At 70.2% G+C, this 15,921-nt stretch carries 16 protein-coding genes; 10 read left to right on the top strand and 6 right to left on the bottom strand.

Annotated elements, in window-relative coordinates:
* Window positions 1–12: 12 nt before the first annotated feature.
* The 4 genes from ureG to GUY59_RS41700 all read right to left on the bottom strand — a co-directional run bounded on the left by ureG (window position 13) and on the right by GUY59_RS41700 (window position 4,203).
* The gene (ureG, locus tag GUY59_RS41715; RefSeq protein WP_138207359.1) at window positions 13–714 is read right to left on the bottom strand and encodes an urease accessory protein UreG; all 702 of its coding nucleotides are present in this window, start codon (window positions 712–714) and stop codon (window positions 13–15) included.
* A 57-nt stretch (window positions 715–771) separates the two neighbouring features.
* Entirely contained in the window at window positions 772–1,446 is a 675-nt protein-coding gene (locus GUY59_RS41710) for an urease accessory protein UreF (protein ID WP_138207361.1), read from the bottom strand.
* A 44-nt stretch (window positions 1,447–1,490) separates the two neighbouring features.
* Entirely contained in the window at window positions 1,491–3,329 is a 1,839-nt protein-coding gene (locus tag GUY59_RS41705; protein WP_289514346.1) for an urease subunit alpha, read from the bottom strand.
* A 121-nt stretch (window positions 3,330–3,450) separates the two neighbouring features.
* The gene (locus tag GUY59_RS41700; protein ID WP_269129065.1) at window positions 3,451–4,203 is read right to left on the bottom strand and encodes an urease subunit gamma; all 753 of its coding nucleotides are present in this window, start codon (window positions 4,201–4,203) and stop codon (window positions 3,451–3,453) included.
* 260 nt (window positions 4,204–4,463) lie between these two features.
* On the opposite strand from GUY59_RS41700, the gene GUY59_RS41695 reads away from it, so the two are divergent.
* The 4 genes from GUY59_RS41695 to GUY59_RS41680 all read left to right on the top strand — a co-directional run bounded on the left by GUY59_RS41695 (window position 4,464) and on the right by GUY59_RS41680 (window position 8,528).
* Window positions 4,464–4,868: a tyrosine-type recombinase/integrase gene (locus GUY59_RS41695; RefSeq protein WP_138207367.1), complete on the top strand. Its 405-nt coding sequence runs from the start codon at window positions 4,464–4,466 to the stop codon at window positions 4,866–4,868.
* Window positions 4,869–4,937: 69 nt separating this feature from the next.
* Window positions 4,938–5,492: an EF-hand domain-containing protein gene (locus tag GUY59_RS41690; RefSeq protein WP_161714983.1), complete on the top strand. Its 555-nt coding sequence runs from the start codon at window positions 4,938–4,940 to the stop codon at window positions 5,490–5,492.
* A 9-nt stretch (window positions 5,493–5,501) separates the two neighbouring features.
* Entirely contained in the window at window positions 5,502–5,948 is a 447-nt protein-coding gene (locus tag GUY59_RS41685) for a cupin domain-containing protein (protein WP_138207371.1), read from the top strand.
* Between the two features lie 783 nt (window positions 5,949–6,731).
* Window positions 6,732–8,528, top strand: a complete 1,797-nt coding sequence (locus tag GUY59_RS41680) for a hemopexin repeat-containing protein (RefSeq protein WP_138207373.1) — start codon at window positions 6,732–6,734, stop codon at window positions 8,526–8,528.
* 411 nt (window positions 8,529–8,939) lie between these two features.
* On the opposite strand, the gene GUY59_RS49525 is transcribed toward GUY59_RS41680, so the two are convergent.
* Window positions 8,940–9,083, bottom strand: coding sequence for a hypothetical protein (locus GUY59_RS49525; protein ID WP_236668025.1), 144 nt, complete (start codon window positions 9,081–9,083; stop codon window positions 8,940–8,942).
* Window positions 9,084–9,101: 18 nt separating this feature from the next.
* Here GUY59_RS49525 and GUY59_RS49520 point away from each other — a divergent pair, with 18 nt between their 5' ends.
* Window positions 9,102–9,581 carry a tyrosine-type recombinase/integrase gene (locus tag GUY59_RS49520; protein WP_171055588.1) on the top strand — a complete coding sequence of 160 codons (480 nt, stop codon included), beginning with the start codon at window positions 9,102–9,104 and terminating at the stop codon, window positions 9,579–9,581.
* Between the two features lie 66 nt (window positions 9,582–9,647).
* Here GUY59_RS49520 and GUY59_RS51060 read toward each other — a convergent pair whose 3' ends face one another.
* The gene (locus GUY59_RS51060; RefSeq protein ID WP_161714982.1) at window positions 9,648–10,748 is read right to left on the bottom strand and encodes a tyrosine-type recombinase/integrase; all 1,101 of its coding nucleotides are present in this window, start codon (window positions 10,746–10,748) and stop codon (window positions 9,648–9,650) included.
* A gap of 311 nt (window positions 10,749–11,059) precedes the next feature.
* Between GUY59_RS51060 and GUY59_RS41665 the strand changes: the two genes are divergently transcribed.
* The 5 genes from GUY59_RS41665 to GUY59_RS41645 form a co-directional block, all read left to right on the top strand.
* Window positions 11,060–11,605 carry an RNA polymerase sigma factor gene (locus tag GUY59_RS41665; protein WP_138207379.1) on the top strand — a complete coding sequence of 182 codons (546 nt, stop codon included), beginning with the start codon at window positions 11,060–11,062 and terminating at the stop codon, window positions 11,603–11,605.
* Window positions 11,605–12,558 (top strand): hypothetical protein, encoded by a 954-nt coding sequence (locus GUY59_RS41660; protein ID WP_138207381.1) that lies wholly within the window; start codon window positions 11,605–11,607, stop codon window positions 12,556–12,558. Before GUY59_RS41665 ends, GUY59_RS41660 begins: the two co-directional genes overlap by 1 nt.
* 446 nt (window positions 12,559–13,004) lie before the next feature.
* Window positions 13,005–13,637, top strand: a complete 633-nt coding sequence (locus GUY59_RS41655) for a helix-turn-helix domain-containing protein (protein ID WP_138207383.1) — start codon at window positions 13,005–13,007, stop codon at window positions 13,635–13,637.
* Window positions 13,561–14,472 carry a terpene synthase family protein gene (locus GUY59_RS41650; protein ID WP_161714981.1) on the top strand — a complete coding sequence of 304 codons (912 nt, stop codon included), beginning with the start codon at window positions 13,561–13,563 and terminating at the stop codon, window positions 14,470–14,472. The genes GUY59_RS41655 and GUY59_RS41650 overlap by 77 nt, the downstream gene beginning before the upstream one ends.
* Window positions 14,469–15,921 (top strand): prenyltransferase/squalene oxidase repeat-containing protein (locus tag GUY59_RS41645; RefSeq protein WP_161714980.1); only part of this gene is annotated, 1,453 nt, incomplete at its 3' end. The genes GUY59_RS41650 and GUY59_RS41645, both read left to right, overlap by 4 nt.

Genomic DNA, 15,921 nt, shown 5'->3' with positions numbered 1-15,921 from the left:
GGGCCGCTCGGCTCATGCGGGGCCCGCGCTCCAGGCGGCCAGGCACTCGTGGATCCATCCGGCCACGGGCGTGATGCCTCCTGGGGTTTTGACCGCGGTCAGCACGGTGGGCAGGTGGCCGCGTTGGGCCTTGGCGTCGCGGGCCATGGCTTCCAGGTCGGCGCCGACGTGGGGGGCGAGGTCGGTTTTGTTGATGACGAGCAGGTCGCTGGTGGTGACGCCGGGGCCGCCCTTGCGGGGGATGTCGTCGCCGCCGGCGACGTCGATGACGAAGATCTGGGCGTCGACGAGGCCCTTGGAGAAGGTGGCGGTGAGGTTGTCGCCGCCGGATTCGATGAGGATCACATCGAGATGGCCGAGGCGGTCCTGCAGGTCTTCGACGGCTTCGAGGTTGGCGGAGATGTCGTCGCGGATGGCGGTGTGCGGGCAGGCGCCGGTCTGCACGGCGGTGATGCGCTCGGCGGGCAGGACGGCCTCGCGCAGCAGGAACTCGGCGTCCTCGCGGGTGTAGATGTCGTTGGTGACGACGGCGATGGACAGCTGCTCGCGCAGGGTGCGGCACAGGGCGGCGACGGTGGCGGTCTTGCCGGAGCCGACCGGCCCGCCCAGGCCGATGCGCAGGGCGCGGCGTCGGCCGCCCGGCCCTGCGGCGGCGGAGCCGCCCGGGCCGTGGGTGTGGCTGTCAGGGAAGGTGTCGCTGTGGTGCAGGTGCATGGCTCCTCCAGGCAAGAGGTTGAAGCATGGTCACGAAGGCATGGCCATCAAGGCAGGTCAGGAGGCGAACAGGCGGGCCGGTCGGGTGGCGTGCTGTTCGGCGGTGATGTCGAGCAACGGCGCCGAGGCGGCCGGCAACGCGACGATGGCCTCGGTGTCTATCCGCTGCGCTGCTTCGGCCGCCTCGGCCGCCACGTGGTCGATGTCGGGGGCCAGGCAGGCCAGGACGGCGGTGGCGTCGAAGGGGTCGAGCCGGAGCAGGCGGACGGTCGCGGTGACCGGGCCGCTGATGCTCTCGTACGCCGCCGCGTACGCGGCGTCCAGCGGCATCAGCCCCGCGCCGCGGGCGGCCAGGCCGAGCACCACGCTCTGGTGGGCGCCGCGCGGCCGCGCGCCGGCCAGGGCGTCGAGTTCGGCGCAGGGCCAGGCGGCCCGGGCGGCGCGCAGCAGTTGCCGGCCGAGCCTGCGCGAGGTGTGCCGCAGCGCGGGGCTGGCGGTGCGGGCGTCGGCGGCCTGCTCGAGCAGCAGCGGGTCGTACCCGGCGGCGGCCGCGGCCGCGAGCCCGGCCGCGACCAGGCCGGCCGTGTGAAGCCGGCCGCGGCAGAACTGCTCCAGGCTGGCCACGTCCCGCACCCGGCCCGCGGTGACGGCCTCTTCGGCCCCGCCGGAGTGGGCGTGCCCGCCGGCGGGGAAGCGGCCGTCGGCCAGGATCAGCAGGGCGGCGCGGGTCATCGCGGGCGGCCCACCTCTCGTGCGCTCGGGTTCGGGTTCGGTGGTCAGAACAGGAAGTAGCGCTGGGCCATGGGCAGGGTGTCGGCGTACTGGCTGCCGTCGACGAGCTGGTCGTCGATCTCCGTCTTGACGTCCTTGGCCGTCGCACCGCCGATCACCACCTCGAAGGTGTCGGGATCGATGTCGATGTCGGGACAGGCGTCGTTCTCCCGCATGTCGGCTTTGAACACCTTGCGAGTGTCGCGGATGGCCACGAACGGCTTGCCCACGCGCACCCGTTCGGCCAGCCCCGCCTGGATGGCGTGCTCGGTGACGAAGTTGACGGAGTTGGCGGCCGGCGCCCGGCCCGTCGCCCCCCACATGGGCCGGGGCAGGATCGGCTGCGGGGTGGTGATGGAGGCGTTGGCGTCGCCGACCTGGGCGTAGGCGATCTGGCCGCCCTTGATCACCCGGTGCGGCTTGACGCCGAAGAACTTCGGCTCCCACAGCACCAGGTCCGCCAGCTTGCCCACCTCGACGGAGCCCACCTCGTGATCGATGCCGTGCGCGATGGCCGGGTTGATGGTGTATTTGGCGACGTAGCGGCGGGCGCGGTGGTTGTCGGCTCCGCCGTCGCCGTTGCCTTCACTGGCCTGGTCGCCCTCCAGCGGGCCGCGCCGGGCCTTGTTCACGTGCGCGGTCTGCCACGTCCGGATGATCATCTCGCCGATGCGGCCCATCGCCTGCGCGTCCGAGGACATGATCGAGATGGCGCCGAGGTCGTGCAGGACGTCCTCGGCGGCCATCGTCGAGGGGCGGATCCGCGACTCGGCGAAGGCCAGATCCTCCGGCACCAGCGGGTTGAGGTGATGGCAGACCATCACCATGTCGATGTGCTCGGCGACCGTGTTGACGGTCAAGGGCCTGGTGGGGTTGGTGGAGGCGGGCAACACGTTCGGCAGGCCCGCCATGGTCAGCATGTCGGGGGCGTGACCGCCGCCGGCACCCTCGACGTGGAAGACGTGGATCGGGTGGTCCCCGATGGCCTCGATGGTGTCGGCGACCGCGCCCGCCTCGTTGAGGGAGTCGGCGTGCAGGGCCAGCTGCACACCGGTCGCCCGGCACACCTCCAGGCAGCGGCGCAGCACCGCGGGGGTGGCCCCCCAGTCCTCGTGGATCTTGAACCCGAGAACGCCCGCCTCCACCTGGTTGTAGAGGGATTCGGTGGACATGGTGCTGCCCTTGCCGAGCAGGCCGATGTTGACCGGGAAGCCGTCCAGTGCCTCGAACAGCCGGGCCACATGCCACGCGCCGGGCGTGACGGTGGTGGCGGTGCTGCCCTCGGCCGGGCCGGTGCCGCCGCCGATCAGCGTGGTGACCCCGGAGGCGAGTGCCTCGTGCACCTGCTCGGGGCAGATGAAGTGCACGTGGGTGTCGATCCCGCCGGCGGTGAGGATCTTGCCGTTGCCGGCGATGACCTCGGTCTCCGGGCCGATCAGGAAGTCGGTGGCATGCTCGTGGCCGTCGTGCAGCCGGTCCATGGTCTCGTCGTTGTATGCCTTGCCGAGCGCGACGATCCGGCCGTCGCGGATGCCGACGTCGGCCTTGACCACGCCCCAGTGGTCCAAGATCACCGCGCCGGTGATGACCGTGTCGGACGGCCGCGGGGCGCCGAACCGGGCCGGGTCGCGCGGCGCGCAGGATTGGCCCATCGACTCGCGGATCACCTTGCCGCCGCCGAAGATGACCTCGTTGCCGCTGCGGCCCGGACCGCCGGACCAGTCCTCGCTGATCTCGATCCGCAGGTTGGTGTCGGCCAGCCGGATGCGGTCGCCTGCCGTGGGGCCGTACCGGTCGGCGTACTGGACGCGGGTCAGGGGTTGATCGATCGGCAGGATCTCCACACCAGGCCCGCACTCCAGCGGTGGGGTGTCCGCCACCGGCGCGGCGAGCACGCCAGACGCCTGGTCCACGGCGGTGTCCGCTGGGGTGCTTGCTGTGGTGTCGGCCGATGCGTCCAGGGCTTCATCCATCGAGCTGCCCTCCGACCTGGCCGCGCAGGCCGGCCACGATGCGTTTGCCCTCGATGGGCACCAGCGTCACCGTGCGGGTGCACCGGGGTTCGAACCGGACCGAGCTGCCGGCGGGGATGTGCAGGCGCTTGCCGTAGGTGAGGGAGCGTTCGAAGTCCAGGAGAGGGTTGGCCTCGTAGAAGTGGTAGTGCGAGCCCACTTGGATGGGGCGGTCGTCGGTGTTGGTCACCTCCACCGTCGTGATCTCGCGCCCCTCGTTGAAGGGCACCTGCTCGGCGCCTTCGGGGTGGTCGATCTTCCCCGGATGGATCAGCGCCCGCGGTTCCTCCGCGCCTTGCACGCCGTCTGCCTCGTCGTCCCCGTCTTCCTCGTTGTCGGCGAAGGGGTTGCGGATGGTGACCAGCTTGGTGCCGTCGGGGAATGTCGCCTCGATCTGCAGGTCGGAGATCATCTCCGCGACGCCCGGCATGAGGTCGCTCCGGGAGAGAATCTCGTTGCCGGTGGACATGAGCTCGTGGACGGACCTGCCGTCCCGGGCCGCCTCCAGCACATGCGCGGTGATCAGCGCAACTGCCTCCGGATAGTTGAGGGGAACCCTCCGCTCCTTGCGTCTGCGGGCCACATCCGCGGCCACATGGATCATCAGGCGTTCCTGTTCATGCGGAGTCAGATGCACCCGCCACCTCGCCTTCGCTCTGCCCCGAGCGTCTTCCCGGGGGTCCCTCAACGGCGGATCGCCTGGCATGACCGGCCTACGATCACGTCGCCGTCCGCTGTCCGGCCAGGAGATGATCGCCCGTGCCGGGCGGCCCGGATCCTGGTGATCACCACCGCCGCCTGCTGACGGTAATTCGATGAATACTGACAGTGATATGACGTGACGGTGAGGCATGGGTCACCCCTGCATAGAATTCGCAGGCCACGCACGGGGCTTGCCCAGATCCGATGCGCGAGGAGCTACGCAGACGCGGAAGGCCAGCGCCACGTATGGACAGGTAATGCCAGGTGCGGCCGACCTGGGAACGCGTGCGCGGGAGGTTTGGGCGGCCGGCACGGCAGCGGCCGGGGGCATGGCGGAAGACCGCCTCCGCCGAGCTCGACCCGAACGGTGAGGGGTGGACGCTGCACCAACTCCGGCACAGCGCGCTGCAGCATCTGGCCGAAGCCGGACGCACCGCCCCGGAGCTGCAAGCCAAGTCCCGCCACCAGAGCCTGTCCAGCCTCCGCCGCTACCTGCGCTTGGCGAGGAGACCTCCGCCCGCATCACCGCCGAGCATGACCCCTCCGCCCGGCGCAGGACCCGTTGACGTCCGCAGGATTCCTAGCCGATCGGGACCGGTGCGCATCAGCGGCGGGGCGATCAAGAACCACTGCCGGGCAATCCCCCCACTGATTACATATTGTAATTGACCGTTGCTTTGCGTAATGTTGGGTTGCTCATGCCGTCGAGACGCTGCTTCCCCACTGACCGGAGATGCCATGGCCGTTGCCATACCTGACATCCTGACCCGGAAGTTCGACAAGCGATTCGCCCTGTTCGATGCCGATGGCGACGGCATGCTGACCAAGGACGATTTCGAGGCCGCCGCTGTGCGCTTCCTCGCGGCATTCGGGGTCCCCGCCGGCTCCGCCAAGGGCCGCGACGTGCTGGCCGCGTACGCGAGCATGTGGAACGCCCTGATCCACAGCGCCGACAACGACAGCGACGGACAACTGACCCGCGCCGAGTTCGTCGCCTATCTCGCCGGCGAGGAATTCCGCACGAACGGCTATGCCGTGACGGCCGGCCGCATCGCCGAATCCATCCTCGCCGTCTGCGACGCCGACGGCGACGGCCGGATCTCCTACGAGGAGTTCGCCGCCATCCCCGGCATCTCCGCGCTGCCCGATGACGAGCGCCGCGCAGTCTTCGGCCGGCTCGATACCGACGCCAGCGGCCATCTGGACGTCGGCGAGATCCACGCCGCGCAGCGCGATTTCTACAGCAGCACCGATCCGGACGCGCCCGGCAACCTGATCTTCGGCCGGCTCTGAGGAGACGTCGTGGACCACTCCTCGCAGCCTGACGGCCACTGCCGCGTCATCCGCTCCGCCGTGATGTACGAGGGCAAACAACACCTGCAGTTCTTCGCCGGCATCGCCGCCGAAACCGTGGGCGCCCGCAACATCTGCATGCACCTGCAGACCATCCCGCCCGCCGGAGGTGGCCGGGCCCACAAACACGATCACCACGAGACGGCCATCTACGTCATCAAGGGCGCCGTGGGCGCCTGGTACGGCCAGGATCTGCAGCACTACCTCGAAGCCCGCCAAGGCGAGTTCATCTACATCCCGGCCAGTACCCCGCACATGCCCGTCAACCTCAGCGACAGAGAGCCGGCCGAGGTCGTACTGGCCCGCACCGACCCCCGCGAGCAGGAGAGCACGGTGCTCCTGCCCGACCTGGAACGCCAGCGGCTTGCCCCAGCTTCACCGCCTCCGGCCGACTAACGCCTCTACGAAGTCCAGATCAGTACGTGGGGCCCGGTCGAAGACGGTCCTGCGGCGGTGAGGGCCGGGGTATGCCATGGCGGTGAGCGACCCGACCGTCGGTCGCAGCGCGGGCAATCCTCCGTCTGGGCCGCCCACGGATCCGAGGTTAACGAGGTTCCTGCTGCTCAGCGAGTCCTCTACGTTCCCTCTTCGGCCACCTCCATTCTGATCAACGACTTCGGCCACCGCCTCACGGTTCCCTGACCGCTCGTATCGTCGGGGTGCCGGCTTGAGGGCGCCGGCAGAACCTAGGCGCCACCGCGGGTGTGGACGGGGCCGGGGCTGCGGCCGGGGGCATGGCGGTGGCGCGGCATCCGGGCCGCGCTCCACCGTTGGTGTGCTGCGGGCGCTGGGACACCAGTGCGGGCTCCAGCGGCCAAGCGCAACCGGCGGCCGAGACGATGGGGCGCCAAGGACTCCTTGCGGCTGGGCGGCTGGGCGCTGGCCTGCTGGTGGCCGCCGGCATCACAACGTGATGCCCTGCCCGATCACGGCGCCACCGGGTCGATCACGGATGCTGCAGCCTTCTGGGCCGGTAGGCACGGCCGCGCGGGCCCGGCCCACGTCTCGTGCGTAGTGGCAAGCGCCCATATTCTCCACCGTCACTTACGTCAGCAATGGCACAAACACGTGCCGTTGCGTCTCCACGCTCACATCCGCTCGGGTCCACACACGCGTGCGCGGTGTCTGCTCGAGGCCGTGCTCGAGGCGCTGGAGACGACGCGACGAAGGGGGACCATCATGAGCGAGGTCGGAACAGCGGCGTTCACCGCCGAGGAGCACACCCAGCGGCTGGAGCGCTGGCAGGCGCTGTTGTCCGGGCAGGGCCTGCAGGCCGCCCAGCAGGCCCACGCGCGGCGGCTGCGCAAGCAAGGCCCGGTGAACCTGATGACCGGCGTGCTGCTGCACGCCGCGGCCCGGGCCGATCAGGGACTGGAGCTGACCGAGCTGGAGCGCTCGGTGCTGGCGCCGCTGGAGCGGGTGCTGGGCACCGACCACCTGCACGCCATGGGCCGCATCTACCATCAGCAGCTGTCCGGCGGACGCTCGGCCGAGATCGTGCCCACGTCGGTCAGTTCCCGGCCGCTGCAGCAGGGCTTCGACGAGCAGGCCTACAAGGCCGCCTTCGCCGAGATGCTGCCGCTGGTGGCCACGATGCCGAACCTGGCCGTGGTGAACCGCGCACACCTGACCGACGGCCAGGGCTTCGACAGCGCCGAGTTCACCGCGGCGCTGGCCGAGCACGGCTTCGGCGTGACCGGCTTTTCCGGCGCCGACGACGAGACGGCCGACCCGGCGGCGCGGGCGCCGTTCCACGCCAAGCTGGAGATGCAGTCGTTCTTCTGCCACAAAGCGGTCGGCGACCAGGGCGGCGGCAGGGACGAGATCTACTGGACGGCCGCCGCCAACGCCACCGACTTCGAGCGCACCCTGCGCACCAACGAGACCGGCTCGGTCACCGAGGGCAAAGAATTCCTCATCACCGGCGACAAGGTCTTCTTCGACACCCGCCTGGACGGGTGCGGCTCGGCCGCGATCACCGTGTGGGAGGCCGACGACTCCGGTGACCGCTGGTACACCGCGCTCGGCAACGCCCTGCGGGACATCGTGGAAACCCTCAAGTACCACGACCTGTTCCTCAGCGTCATCCCCGGGATGGACCTGTATGGCCACCTGTATTCGGCTCTGAGCCTGTTCGCGACCATCATTGAGCACCTGCGCAACAAAGACGACATGGTGCTCACCCGCGCCTTCGCCTTCGGGCGCGCGGACCTGGCCGCCCTCTACCACTACAACGACAGCCACCGGATGCCGTGGGAGTTCGACCGCACCTCCCAGGGCATGGGCCGCTTCAGCCTGATCGTCCGCTACACCGGCGAGAACCCCGGCCATCCGGCCTCCGGCGACGGCAGTCTCATCTCCAACGGCTGGCGCGGCCTGTACGGCACCGTCTTCGTTCGCGACCTGGCAGCCGCCTGCAACCTGCCCGACGCCGGCGGGGAGATCTACTTCTTCAAGGACGACCAGTACTTGAGGTACGACGTGGACACCGAGAGCATCGTCGGCGGCCCCGGGAACACCGGTGGAGGCTGGCCCGCTCTGAAGGGCACCGTCTTCGCCGAGGGCATCGACGCGGCCTGCTCAGTACCCGGCGCCGAGCACGACGTCTACCTCTTCCGCGGCGACCGCTACGTCAACTACGACATCCGCCAGGAGGAACACGGCGGCGTCAACAGCATCCACGCCAGCTGGCCCGGGCTGCGTGGCACCATCTTCACCAGCGACCTCGACGCGGCATGCCAGTCCTATATGTCTTCCCACGTCTACCTGTTCAAGGGCGACCAGGTGGCCTATTACAACACCGACACCGAAAGCCTCAGAGCTTGCATGCGCATTTCCGACGCCTTCCCCGCCGTGGCGGGCACCAGCTTTGCCTCCGGCCTGTCGGCCGCCTGCATGGTTCCCAGCGAACTCTTTCAGTACTACCTCTTCCAAGGAGACCGCTACGTACGCGTCTACGGCAAGCCGATCTTCTAGACCCGGCCAGACCGCCACTCACCCGCCCTTCGCACCAGGACCCGCGGCCCCGTGCGAGAGGCGCACTCTGCCCCCGGCGCGCCACCGTCGGCCCGGCAGCCGAATCGGGAGCCCACGCCGCCACAGCGGCCACGTCAACCACGGCCCTGGCCGGCGTGAGACAGCGGCGCCCTCGGAGATCGCTCCCCGGCCGGTCCGCGCTCGTTCGAGGCGGGAGCCGGCCGCCGTGACGGCCGGCATCTGGGCAGGCGTTTGAAGCGGACTCACAGCGGCGCTGCGCCGCTGTGAGTTCAGCGCCGCAAGACGTCCGCCCGCGCGGGTCGATCAGATCGGCCGCGGGCGGTCTTCGATGCTGGGAGGCGACGTGATCGCGGCCTCAGTCCGGCGGGGGTTCTGCGTGTCCGAGCTGGATCAGGCCGTCGTGGTGTCGTAGAAGTAATCGCAGCGGACGGCCCGCCCGCTGGAGTCGTAGCGCATGACTTCGCACCACGGGCGGGCGAGCTTGCTGCCGGTGGCGGGATACGGTCCGAAGGGCCCGTCGTGGACGCCTGTCATGGTGGAGAGCGCGACGCTGTGATCGTCGCTGCTCAGGTAAAGGTGCTGCACACCGCCCACCCCCTGCGCGAAAGGGTGTTCTGGAGGCTCCTGTACGAGACCGCCGCCCGCGCCGAGGAGATCCTGTCGCTGAACGTCGAGGACCTGGACCTGGAGTTCCGCCGCGCCCGCGTCCCCAGCAAGGGCGGCGCCCTCGAATACGTGCACTGGGCCACCGCCACCGCCCGCCTGCTGAACGGCCGCACCGCCGGACCGCTCTTCCTGACCGACCGGCGCGCCCCCGCCTCCGGAGCCCGCGCGCCCGCGGCCGCCGACACCTGCCCCACCACCAGACGGGGACGGCTGTCCTACCCTCGCGCCGAGTACCTGTTCAAGCAGGCCACAGCCGAGCTCGACCCGCGCGGGGAAGGCTGGACCCTGCACCAGCTCCGGCACAGCGCTACAACATCTGGCCGAGGCCGGCCGCACCGCGCCCGAACTGCAGGCCAAAAGCTGTGACGTGCCACAGTTAGCGTCGCTATTTCTGCCACGCTTTCGTCGTGTTGGGGTGTCCAGGTCTCGCGGTCATAGGTCTTCGACGTAGTCGGCGGCGATGTCGTCGGGTGGGTTGGTGTACAGGCGCAGGTAGCGGTCGTTGGCGTGGCCGAGGCGGCGCTCGAGTTCGGCGCGGTTGTGGCCGGAGGCCTGCGACAGACCAAAGGCGAAGGTGTGGCGGGCGTCGTGCGGGCGCAGGGTGCCGAGCTTGCGGTCGGGATCGGTGGTCTGGGCGTCGTGCAGGCGGCAGATCTCGCCGACGATGGTGTTGATCGAGCGCGGCGACAGGCGGCCGTCGGGGCGGCGGGCGGCGATGGAGGCGGCCGACAGGAACAACGCCGCGGCGTCGGTGCTGGCGGCCGCGTCGCTGGGCCGTTCGAGCTCCAGGTAGTCGGCCAGCGCCTGGCGGGCGTCACGGCCGAGAAACACGGTGCGGCTGGTGCGGCCCTTGCCGCGCACGCCGGTCAGGCGCGCCTTCTTGGCCTGACGCAGCCGGTCCGCACTGGCCGGCTCCAACTGGTCCAGGTCCAGGCCGACCACTTCGGCGCGGCGCAGCCCGGTGCCGAACAGCAAGTAGACGATTGACCGATCGCGCAGCGGGCGGGCATGAGCATGGGCACGCGCGCCGGTGCCGCGGTGACGGCGGCCCTTGAGCTCGTGGAAGCTTTCGATCCGGTCGACCACGTTCTTGACGGTGCGCATCTGCGCGGCGGCCAGGGCGCGCGGCTGCGGGGCGGGCAGCGGCAGCGGGGCGACCTTCTTGGTCGGGTCCCCGTGGCGCAGCAGAGCTTTGGGGGCGTGTGCGGCGATCCAGGAGAACATCGCCGACAGGTGTGCGAGGTGGTTGTTGACGGTCGCCGGCGCCATCGGCGCGGGCGTGCCGTCGCGGCCGGGGTTGCCGGCGGCGGCCAGGTGGTCGCGCCAGGCGGTGATCTCGCGCGGGGTGATGGCCGAGAGCCGGTCGTGCCCGAGGCCGTCGACGATCCACGCGCCGAAGCGCTCCAGGTGCCGGGCAATCTTGGCGGTGACCTCCGCCGAACGGACCCCGCGCACGGCTAGATCGAGGTAACGCTCCGTCCACATCGGGAGGCTGTCGTCGGCCGGATCGAGGCGCTCGGGAAGCCCGACCACCTTTCGTGAAGTGATTTCGGCGTGATCCCGCCCAGCGGGCACGGACGCCGAACTGGGAGTGGAGGACGGCATGCAGCCACATTACTTCACGGAAGGGCCATTTCCTGAAGTGAATCGACATCCCGGCAGGGGCGCCGACGGGGACCATCCGAGGTTCGGCTCTATTCGCTGCGGCGGGATAGCTACGCAATTTCTCCGCCCTGGCGCGAAATGATGGCCCGACTCCCTACATAGGCACAGATGTCCGTAAGTCAAAGCTATGAAGGAGGCGGCCATGGGGATGCCGAGGAGACCGGACGCGGGACCAGCCCGTGGGTAGTGAGCTGGCCAGGTTCGAGTCCGTTTACCGGGAGACGTATGGCCAGATCACGGCGTATGCGGCCCGTCGCTGCCACTCGCCGCAGGATGCGGCGGACGTCGTGGCGGAAACCTTTGCCATCGCCTGGCGGCGGATGGGCGAAGTGCCGGATGGAGAGCAGGCCACGCTGTGGCTGTATGGCGTGGCGCGCAAGGTGCTGGCCAACCATTATCGGGTCGAGGTGCGCCGCCAGGCCCTCAGTGTGGAGCTCGATGCCGAAATGGCCGACCTGTACCAGGCCGCGCCCGACAGCGGGGTCGAGCTGACGGCGATCGCGCAGATCTTCCGCGCCTTACCGGACACCGATCGGGAGGTGTTGTCCCTGGTCGCCTGGGAGGGACTGGACCGACAGCAGATCGCCGCCGTGCTCGGTATGTCGCGCAACGCCGTACGCATCAGACTCCACCGCGCCCGCAGGCGCTTCGCCCGCGCGCTCGCCGAGGCGGACGTGCACTTCACATCGGAAGGCCGGTTGGCCCCCGCGGAGGGACATCTGTGATGAAGAACATCGACGAGATCACGCGTGCGCTGGCCCGGGTGGAACCGGGCAAGCCGGGAGGGCATGCCTCCGATGTGGGGGCGCGGAAGCTGCTGGCCTCAATCGCCGCCGAGCAGCCCGGCCCGTCCAGCGTCCGCCCCCGCTGGCGCCCTGCCCGGCGGCTGGCCTTGGGGCTGGCGGGCGCGGGGCTGCTCGCCGTGGGCATCGTGGTGGGGCCGAGCCTGCTGAAGGAGAGCGGCACCCCCTCCTACGCGGTCACCAAGGAACCCGACGGTGTCGTGTACGTCCAGATCCGGGATTTCCGCGACAAGGCAGGGCTGGCGAAGCGGTTGAAGGAACTGAATGTCCCGGCCACCGTCGACTACGCGCCCCCGGGCAAGTGGTGCCAGGAACCGCGCGGAACCTTGGTGCAGGACATTCCCCGCGGCCTGTACTCCGTGCCGGAGAACATCCCCGGGGAGGAACACAGCCAGGGCTGGCAGATGCGGATCGACACCAAGCTCTTCAAGCCCGGCCAGACGTTCGTCTGGACGATCAGTGACCACAGCACCAGCACGATCCTTATGAGCGGCCCGGTCGCCCCTTGCGTTCTCGTGCCCGACAAGTCACACGAACCGAAGGCGGGGGTCAAGTCCGACTACCGGCTGGCAACCACGAAGGGCCGCGCACTCGCCGGCTTCCGGGTGGACGAGAAGACCGTCGGCGAGGTCCTGCCCGAGCTCAAGAGGCGCGGGTTGAAGATCGAGTACCTGATCATGGCGGTCGCGCCGGACAACCCGGGCGGCTTCGGCGAGCTCCGCACGCAAACCAAACCCGTCGGCGACAACTGGATCGTCTGGGAGGCGGAGGAGTCCGTCCGCAACCCGCAACTGATCCGCCTGCTCGTCACCGACAAGCGCTTCGACAGGAACCCTGTCTACGCTGGTCCACGCGACAACGTCATCAAGGACTAAGTCCTGCCCGGGCAGCCATGACACATGGGCCGGCTGACACACGGGGCTACAGCCGGCTCCGCCCTCGACCAGGCTCGGCATGGAAATCGCGCTGGAACTCGAGGCCGTGAGCAAGCGCCACGACACCACCGCGGCACCCGACGGACGCGGATGTGGCGGCGGGGCACACGTCCCCGTCGACCACAACTGCGACAACCGGAGTCGGTTTCAAGCCGCAGGAGACCGCTTAACAACTCAACGTGTGCCTGGTAGCGCGGCCAGGACTGGGCTGATCGGCGACCCGTTGCAGCGGCGGACTGGGGCGGGGTCCCGCTATGCGCGGGTAGTCGCAACCGTGGCGCCCGCGGGTGTGGTGGGCGGTCATCGTGGGGACGGACGATAACGGGGTGAGCACCGCGAGCGAACAACACGCACAAGCCAGACCGGGCAGCGGGAGCTCCGGCCGCGTGTCCGGCGGCTTGGCCGGGCGCGCCCTGGCCATGAGCCGGTACGAGATGCTCACGCCGCACCTGCACGAGGAAGTACCGCTGGCGCAGCTGGCCGCGGCCCAGGACGAGGGCGGCGTCTCCTATCGGACGTTGCAGCGGTGGCTGGCCGACTACCGGCAAGGCGGCCTGGACGCCTTGACGCGCCCGGGCCGCCGCGACAAGGGGCTGCGTCGGTTCCCTGACGAGCTCGTAGCCTTCATCGAAGGGCTGGCCCTGCGCAAGCCTCGCCCCAGCGCGGCTACCATCCACCGGCAGGCCGAAAGCATCGCCAAGGCGCACGGCTGGCCCTCGCCCGCCTACCGGACCGTGGCCCGCATCGTCGCCGACCTGGACCCCGCGCTGGTCACTCTCGGTCTTGAGGGCACCAAAAAATACCGCGAGATCTACGACCTGGTGTACCGGCGCGAAGCCAAGGCTCCGAACGAGATCTGGCAGGCGGACCACACCGAGCTGGACATCTGGGTGCTCGACGACAAAGGCCGACCGGCCCGGCCGTGGCTGACCGGCCGCCCGCATGATCCCCGACGCCGCCACCGGGGACGTCGAACGCCTGGCCCGGTGGATCACCGTGCTGTTCCACCTCGACGATGAGCAGGACGAAGGCCCCCTGGGCCACTGCGCGAGCGCGGTGCTCGACCTGTACCAGGCGCTCACCGCCGTCATCGACGGCCACCACCGGCCCGCCCTCGACCCGGCGCCGCCGCCGGTCATCGCCGCGGTAGCCGACCTATGGCCGGCCACCGCGGCTGGCATGTCGCCGCAGTGGCGGCGCCGCTTCCGCGATCACCTGCACCGCCACCGCGACGCCTTCCTGACCCAGATCGAGCACCGCCGCCGGGGCAGCACCCCCACACCCCAGGAGTATCCGGCGCTGCGGCGTGACGCCAACGGCGCGTTCATGTACGACCTGGTCGAGGCCCTGCACCACGCCGAGGTCCCACCCGCCATCGCGCAAACGCCATGCTGGCAGCAGATGTGCCAGGCCTCCAACGACCTGACCGCCTGGACCAACGACCTGCTGTCCCTGCCCCGCGAGGCAGCCGCAGGGGAGAGCACCAACTACGTCATCGTCCTGCAACGGGCATCCGGCTGCGATCTCCAGAGCGCGGTGCGGCAGGTGAGCGAGCGCATCCAGGACCGGGCCCGGCACATGCTCGCCGCACGCCGCCGGCTGCACCACACCACCCGAACCCTGCACCCCCACCAGCGGACGGGCATAGCCCAGATCGCACACACGATCTGCACGATGCCCGGCACCCACCTGGCCTGGCTGCAGGAATCCGGCCGCTACCCGGCAACCGCTCACCACCTGACCGCGTTGCCGCCCCCACCGCCGGACATCCCACCGGGCCGCCCCGCCACCCTGCCCGCTCTCCTCGGCGCGACCGGCGGCGGCTTCAGCAATCAGAAGAAGGAGAAACGTTGACGCAAAGCGCCGTCCCCGCCGACCATGACGAGCAGCGGTCCCCGCTGCGGGCAGGCACGCTGCGGGCACCCGCGGTGCGGGCGTGCATGATGCGGGTGGCCGACCGGGTCGCGGCCGCCTTCGACGAGCGCGGCGCGTTCGCCGAACCGACGCACAGCCGGGTGCTGGAGTCGGCGTTGATGCTCACCCTCCTACGCCGGCACAACCGCTACCCCCACGTGCAAACCCGCCTGCAGCACTTCATCGCCACCCGCCGCACCGACCCCCATCTGCACCCGGTGGAGCAGCTCCTGGCCCAGGCCGCCCTGAGCTTTGCCCAGCCGCCGCCCACCCTGGTCCAGGGCCTGGACCAGGCCCTGGACCAGGCCCTGGACGGCATCCCCGCACACACCCGAGGCCGCAAGCAGCTGCTGTTCGCCCTCCACCTGGCCGTCCTCGGACAGGGCACCTACCCGCCCCGCGCCGCCCGCCTGGACTACCGAGGCCAGAGCACCTGGGCAGAACTCACCGGCTGCGCCATGAAGATCCTGGCCACCCACGGCCTCGGCCACCGACCCGACGCCCAGGATCAGCGCTTCCTCACCACCCGGCTGGCGGCGAGCCGGCGAGAGGTGTGGGAGGGCAACGTCGGCGCCCACACCCTGGCCCTGCTCGCCCTGCACACCACCGACCCCGGCAACCGGCTCGTCGCCGACGGCATCGACGCCCTGCTGAAGGTGGCCAACCCCGACGGCGGCCTGCCCTTCATCCCCGACCACACCCTGTTCATCACCAGCGTGGCCGGCCTGGCCCTGGCCCGCTGCGCCCCGCCCCACCATCACGAGCTGCTGGTACGCATCGGCGACTACCTCGCCGAGCACCAAAACGACGACGGCGGCTGGGCCTACACCGAACGCGTCACCCAGGCCGACGTCGAAAGCACCGGCGCCGCCCTCGAAGCCCTGCACGCCCTGAACCCCACCCGCTACAGCCACGCCCTCACCTCCGGCCGCGCGCACCTGGCCGCCCTGGCAGGCGAGGACGGCGGCTTCCCCACCTACCTGCGCGGCGAGCCTTCCGAACCCGTCATGACCGCCAACGCCGTCCTGGCCCTGGCCCCCGACCCGCACCGCTACGCCGCCCTGCTGCACCGCGCCGCGCTCTTCCTGCTGCACGCCCAGCAGCCCGACGGCACCTTCGAACGCAGCTGGAGCCTCACCCAGGCCCACGCCCTGCGCCGCACCACCGCAGCCCTCACCTGCTTGCGCACCACGTCCGACCAGACGCTGAGCGCACGCATCGACCAGGCCCTGCACCGGGCCGGCGGCTACCTGCAGCACGCGCAGAACACCGACGGCGGCTTCGGACATCAAGCAGGCGATGCCAGCGACGTCACCAGCACCGCCCACGCCCTCAGCACCGCCGCCACGCTGAACCAGCCGCCCTGGACCGCCCAAGCGATCGCCTACC

It is taken from the genome of Nonomuraea sp. K271, from assembly GCF_009908215.1.
In the GTDB taxonomy this organism is placed as follows: domain Bacteria; phylum Actinomycetota; class Actinomycetes; order Streptosporangiales; family Streptosporangiaceae; genus Nonomuraea; species Nonomuraea longispora.
This window is presented reverse-complemented; position numbering and strand designations above follow the sequence as displayed.

Bases quoted from the DNA above. Each gene is read 5' to 3' on its own strand.
- ureG (WP_138207359.1), bottom strand. From the start codon at position 714: ATGCACCTGCACCACAGCGACACCTTCCCTGACAGCCACACCCACGGC.
- GUY59_RS41710 (WP_138207361.1), bottom strand. From the start codon at position 1,446: ATGACCCGCGCCGCCCTGCTGATCCTGGCCGACGGCCGCTTCCCCGCC.
- GUY59_RS41700 (WP_269129065.1), bottom strand. From the start codon at position 4,203: ATGCCAGGCGATCCGCCGTTGAGGGACCCCCGGGAAGACGCTCGGGGC.
- GUY59_RS41690 (WP_161714983.1), top strand. From the start codon at position 4,938: ATGGCCGTTGCCATACCTGACATCCTGACCCGGAAGTTCGACAAGCGA.
- GUY59_RS41680 (WP_138207373.1), top strand. From the start codon at position 6,732: ATGAGCGAGGTCGGAACAGCGGCGTTCACCGCCGAGGAGCACACCCAG.
- GUY59_RS49525 (WP_236668025.1), bottom strand. From the start codon at position 9,083: ATGACAGGCGTCCACGACGGGCCCTTCGGACCGTATCCCGCCACCGGC.
- GUY59_RS41660 (WP_138207381.1), top strand. From the start codon at position 11,605: ATGAAGAACATCGACGAGATCACGCGTGCGCTGGCCCGGGTGGAACCG.
- GUY59_RS41650 (WP_161714981.1), top strand. From the start codon at position 13,561: ATGATCCCCGACGCCGCCACCGGGGACGTCGAACGCCTGGCCCGGTGG.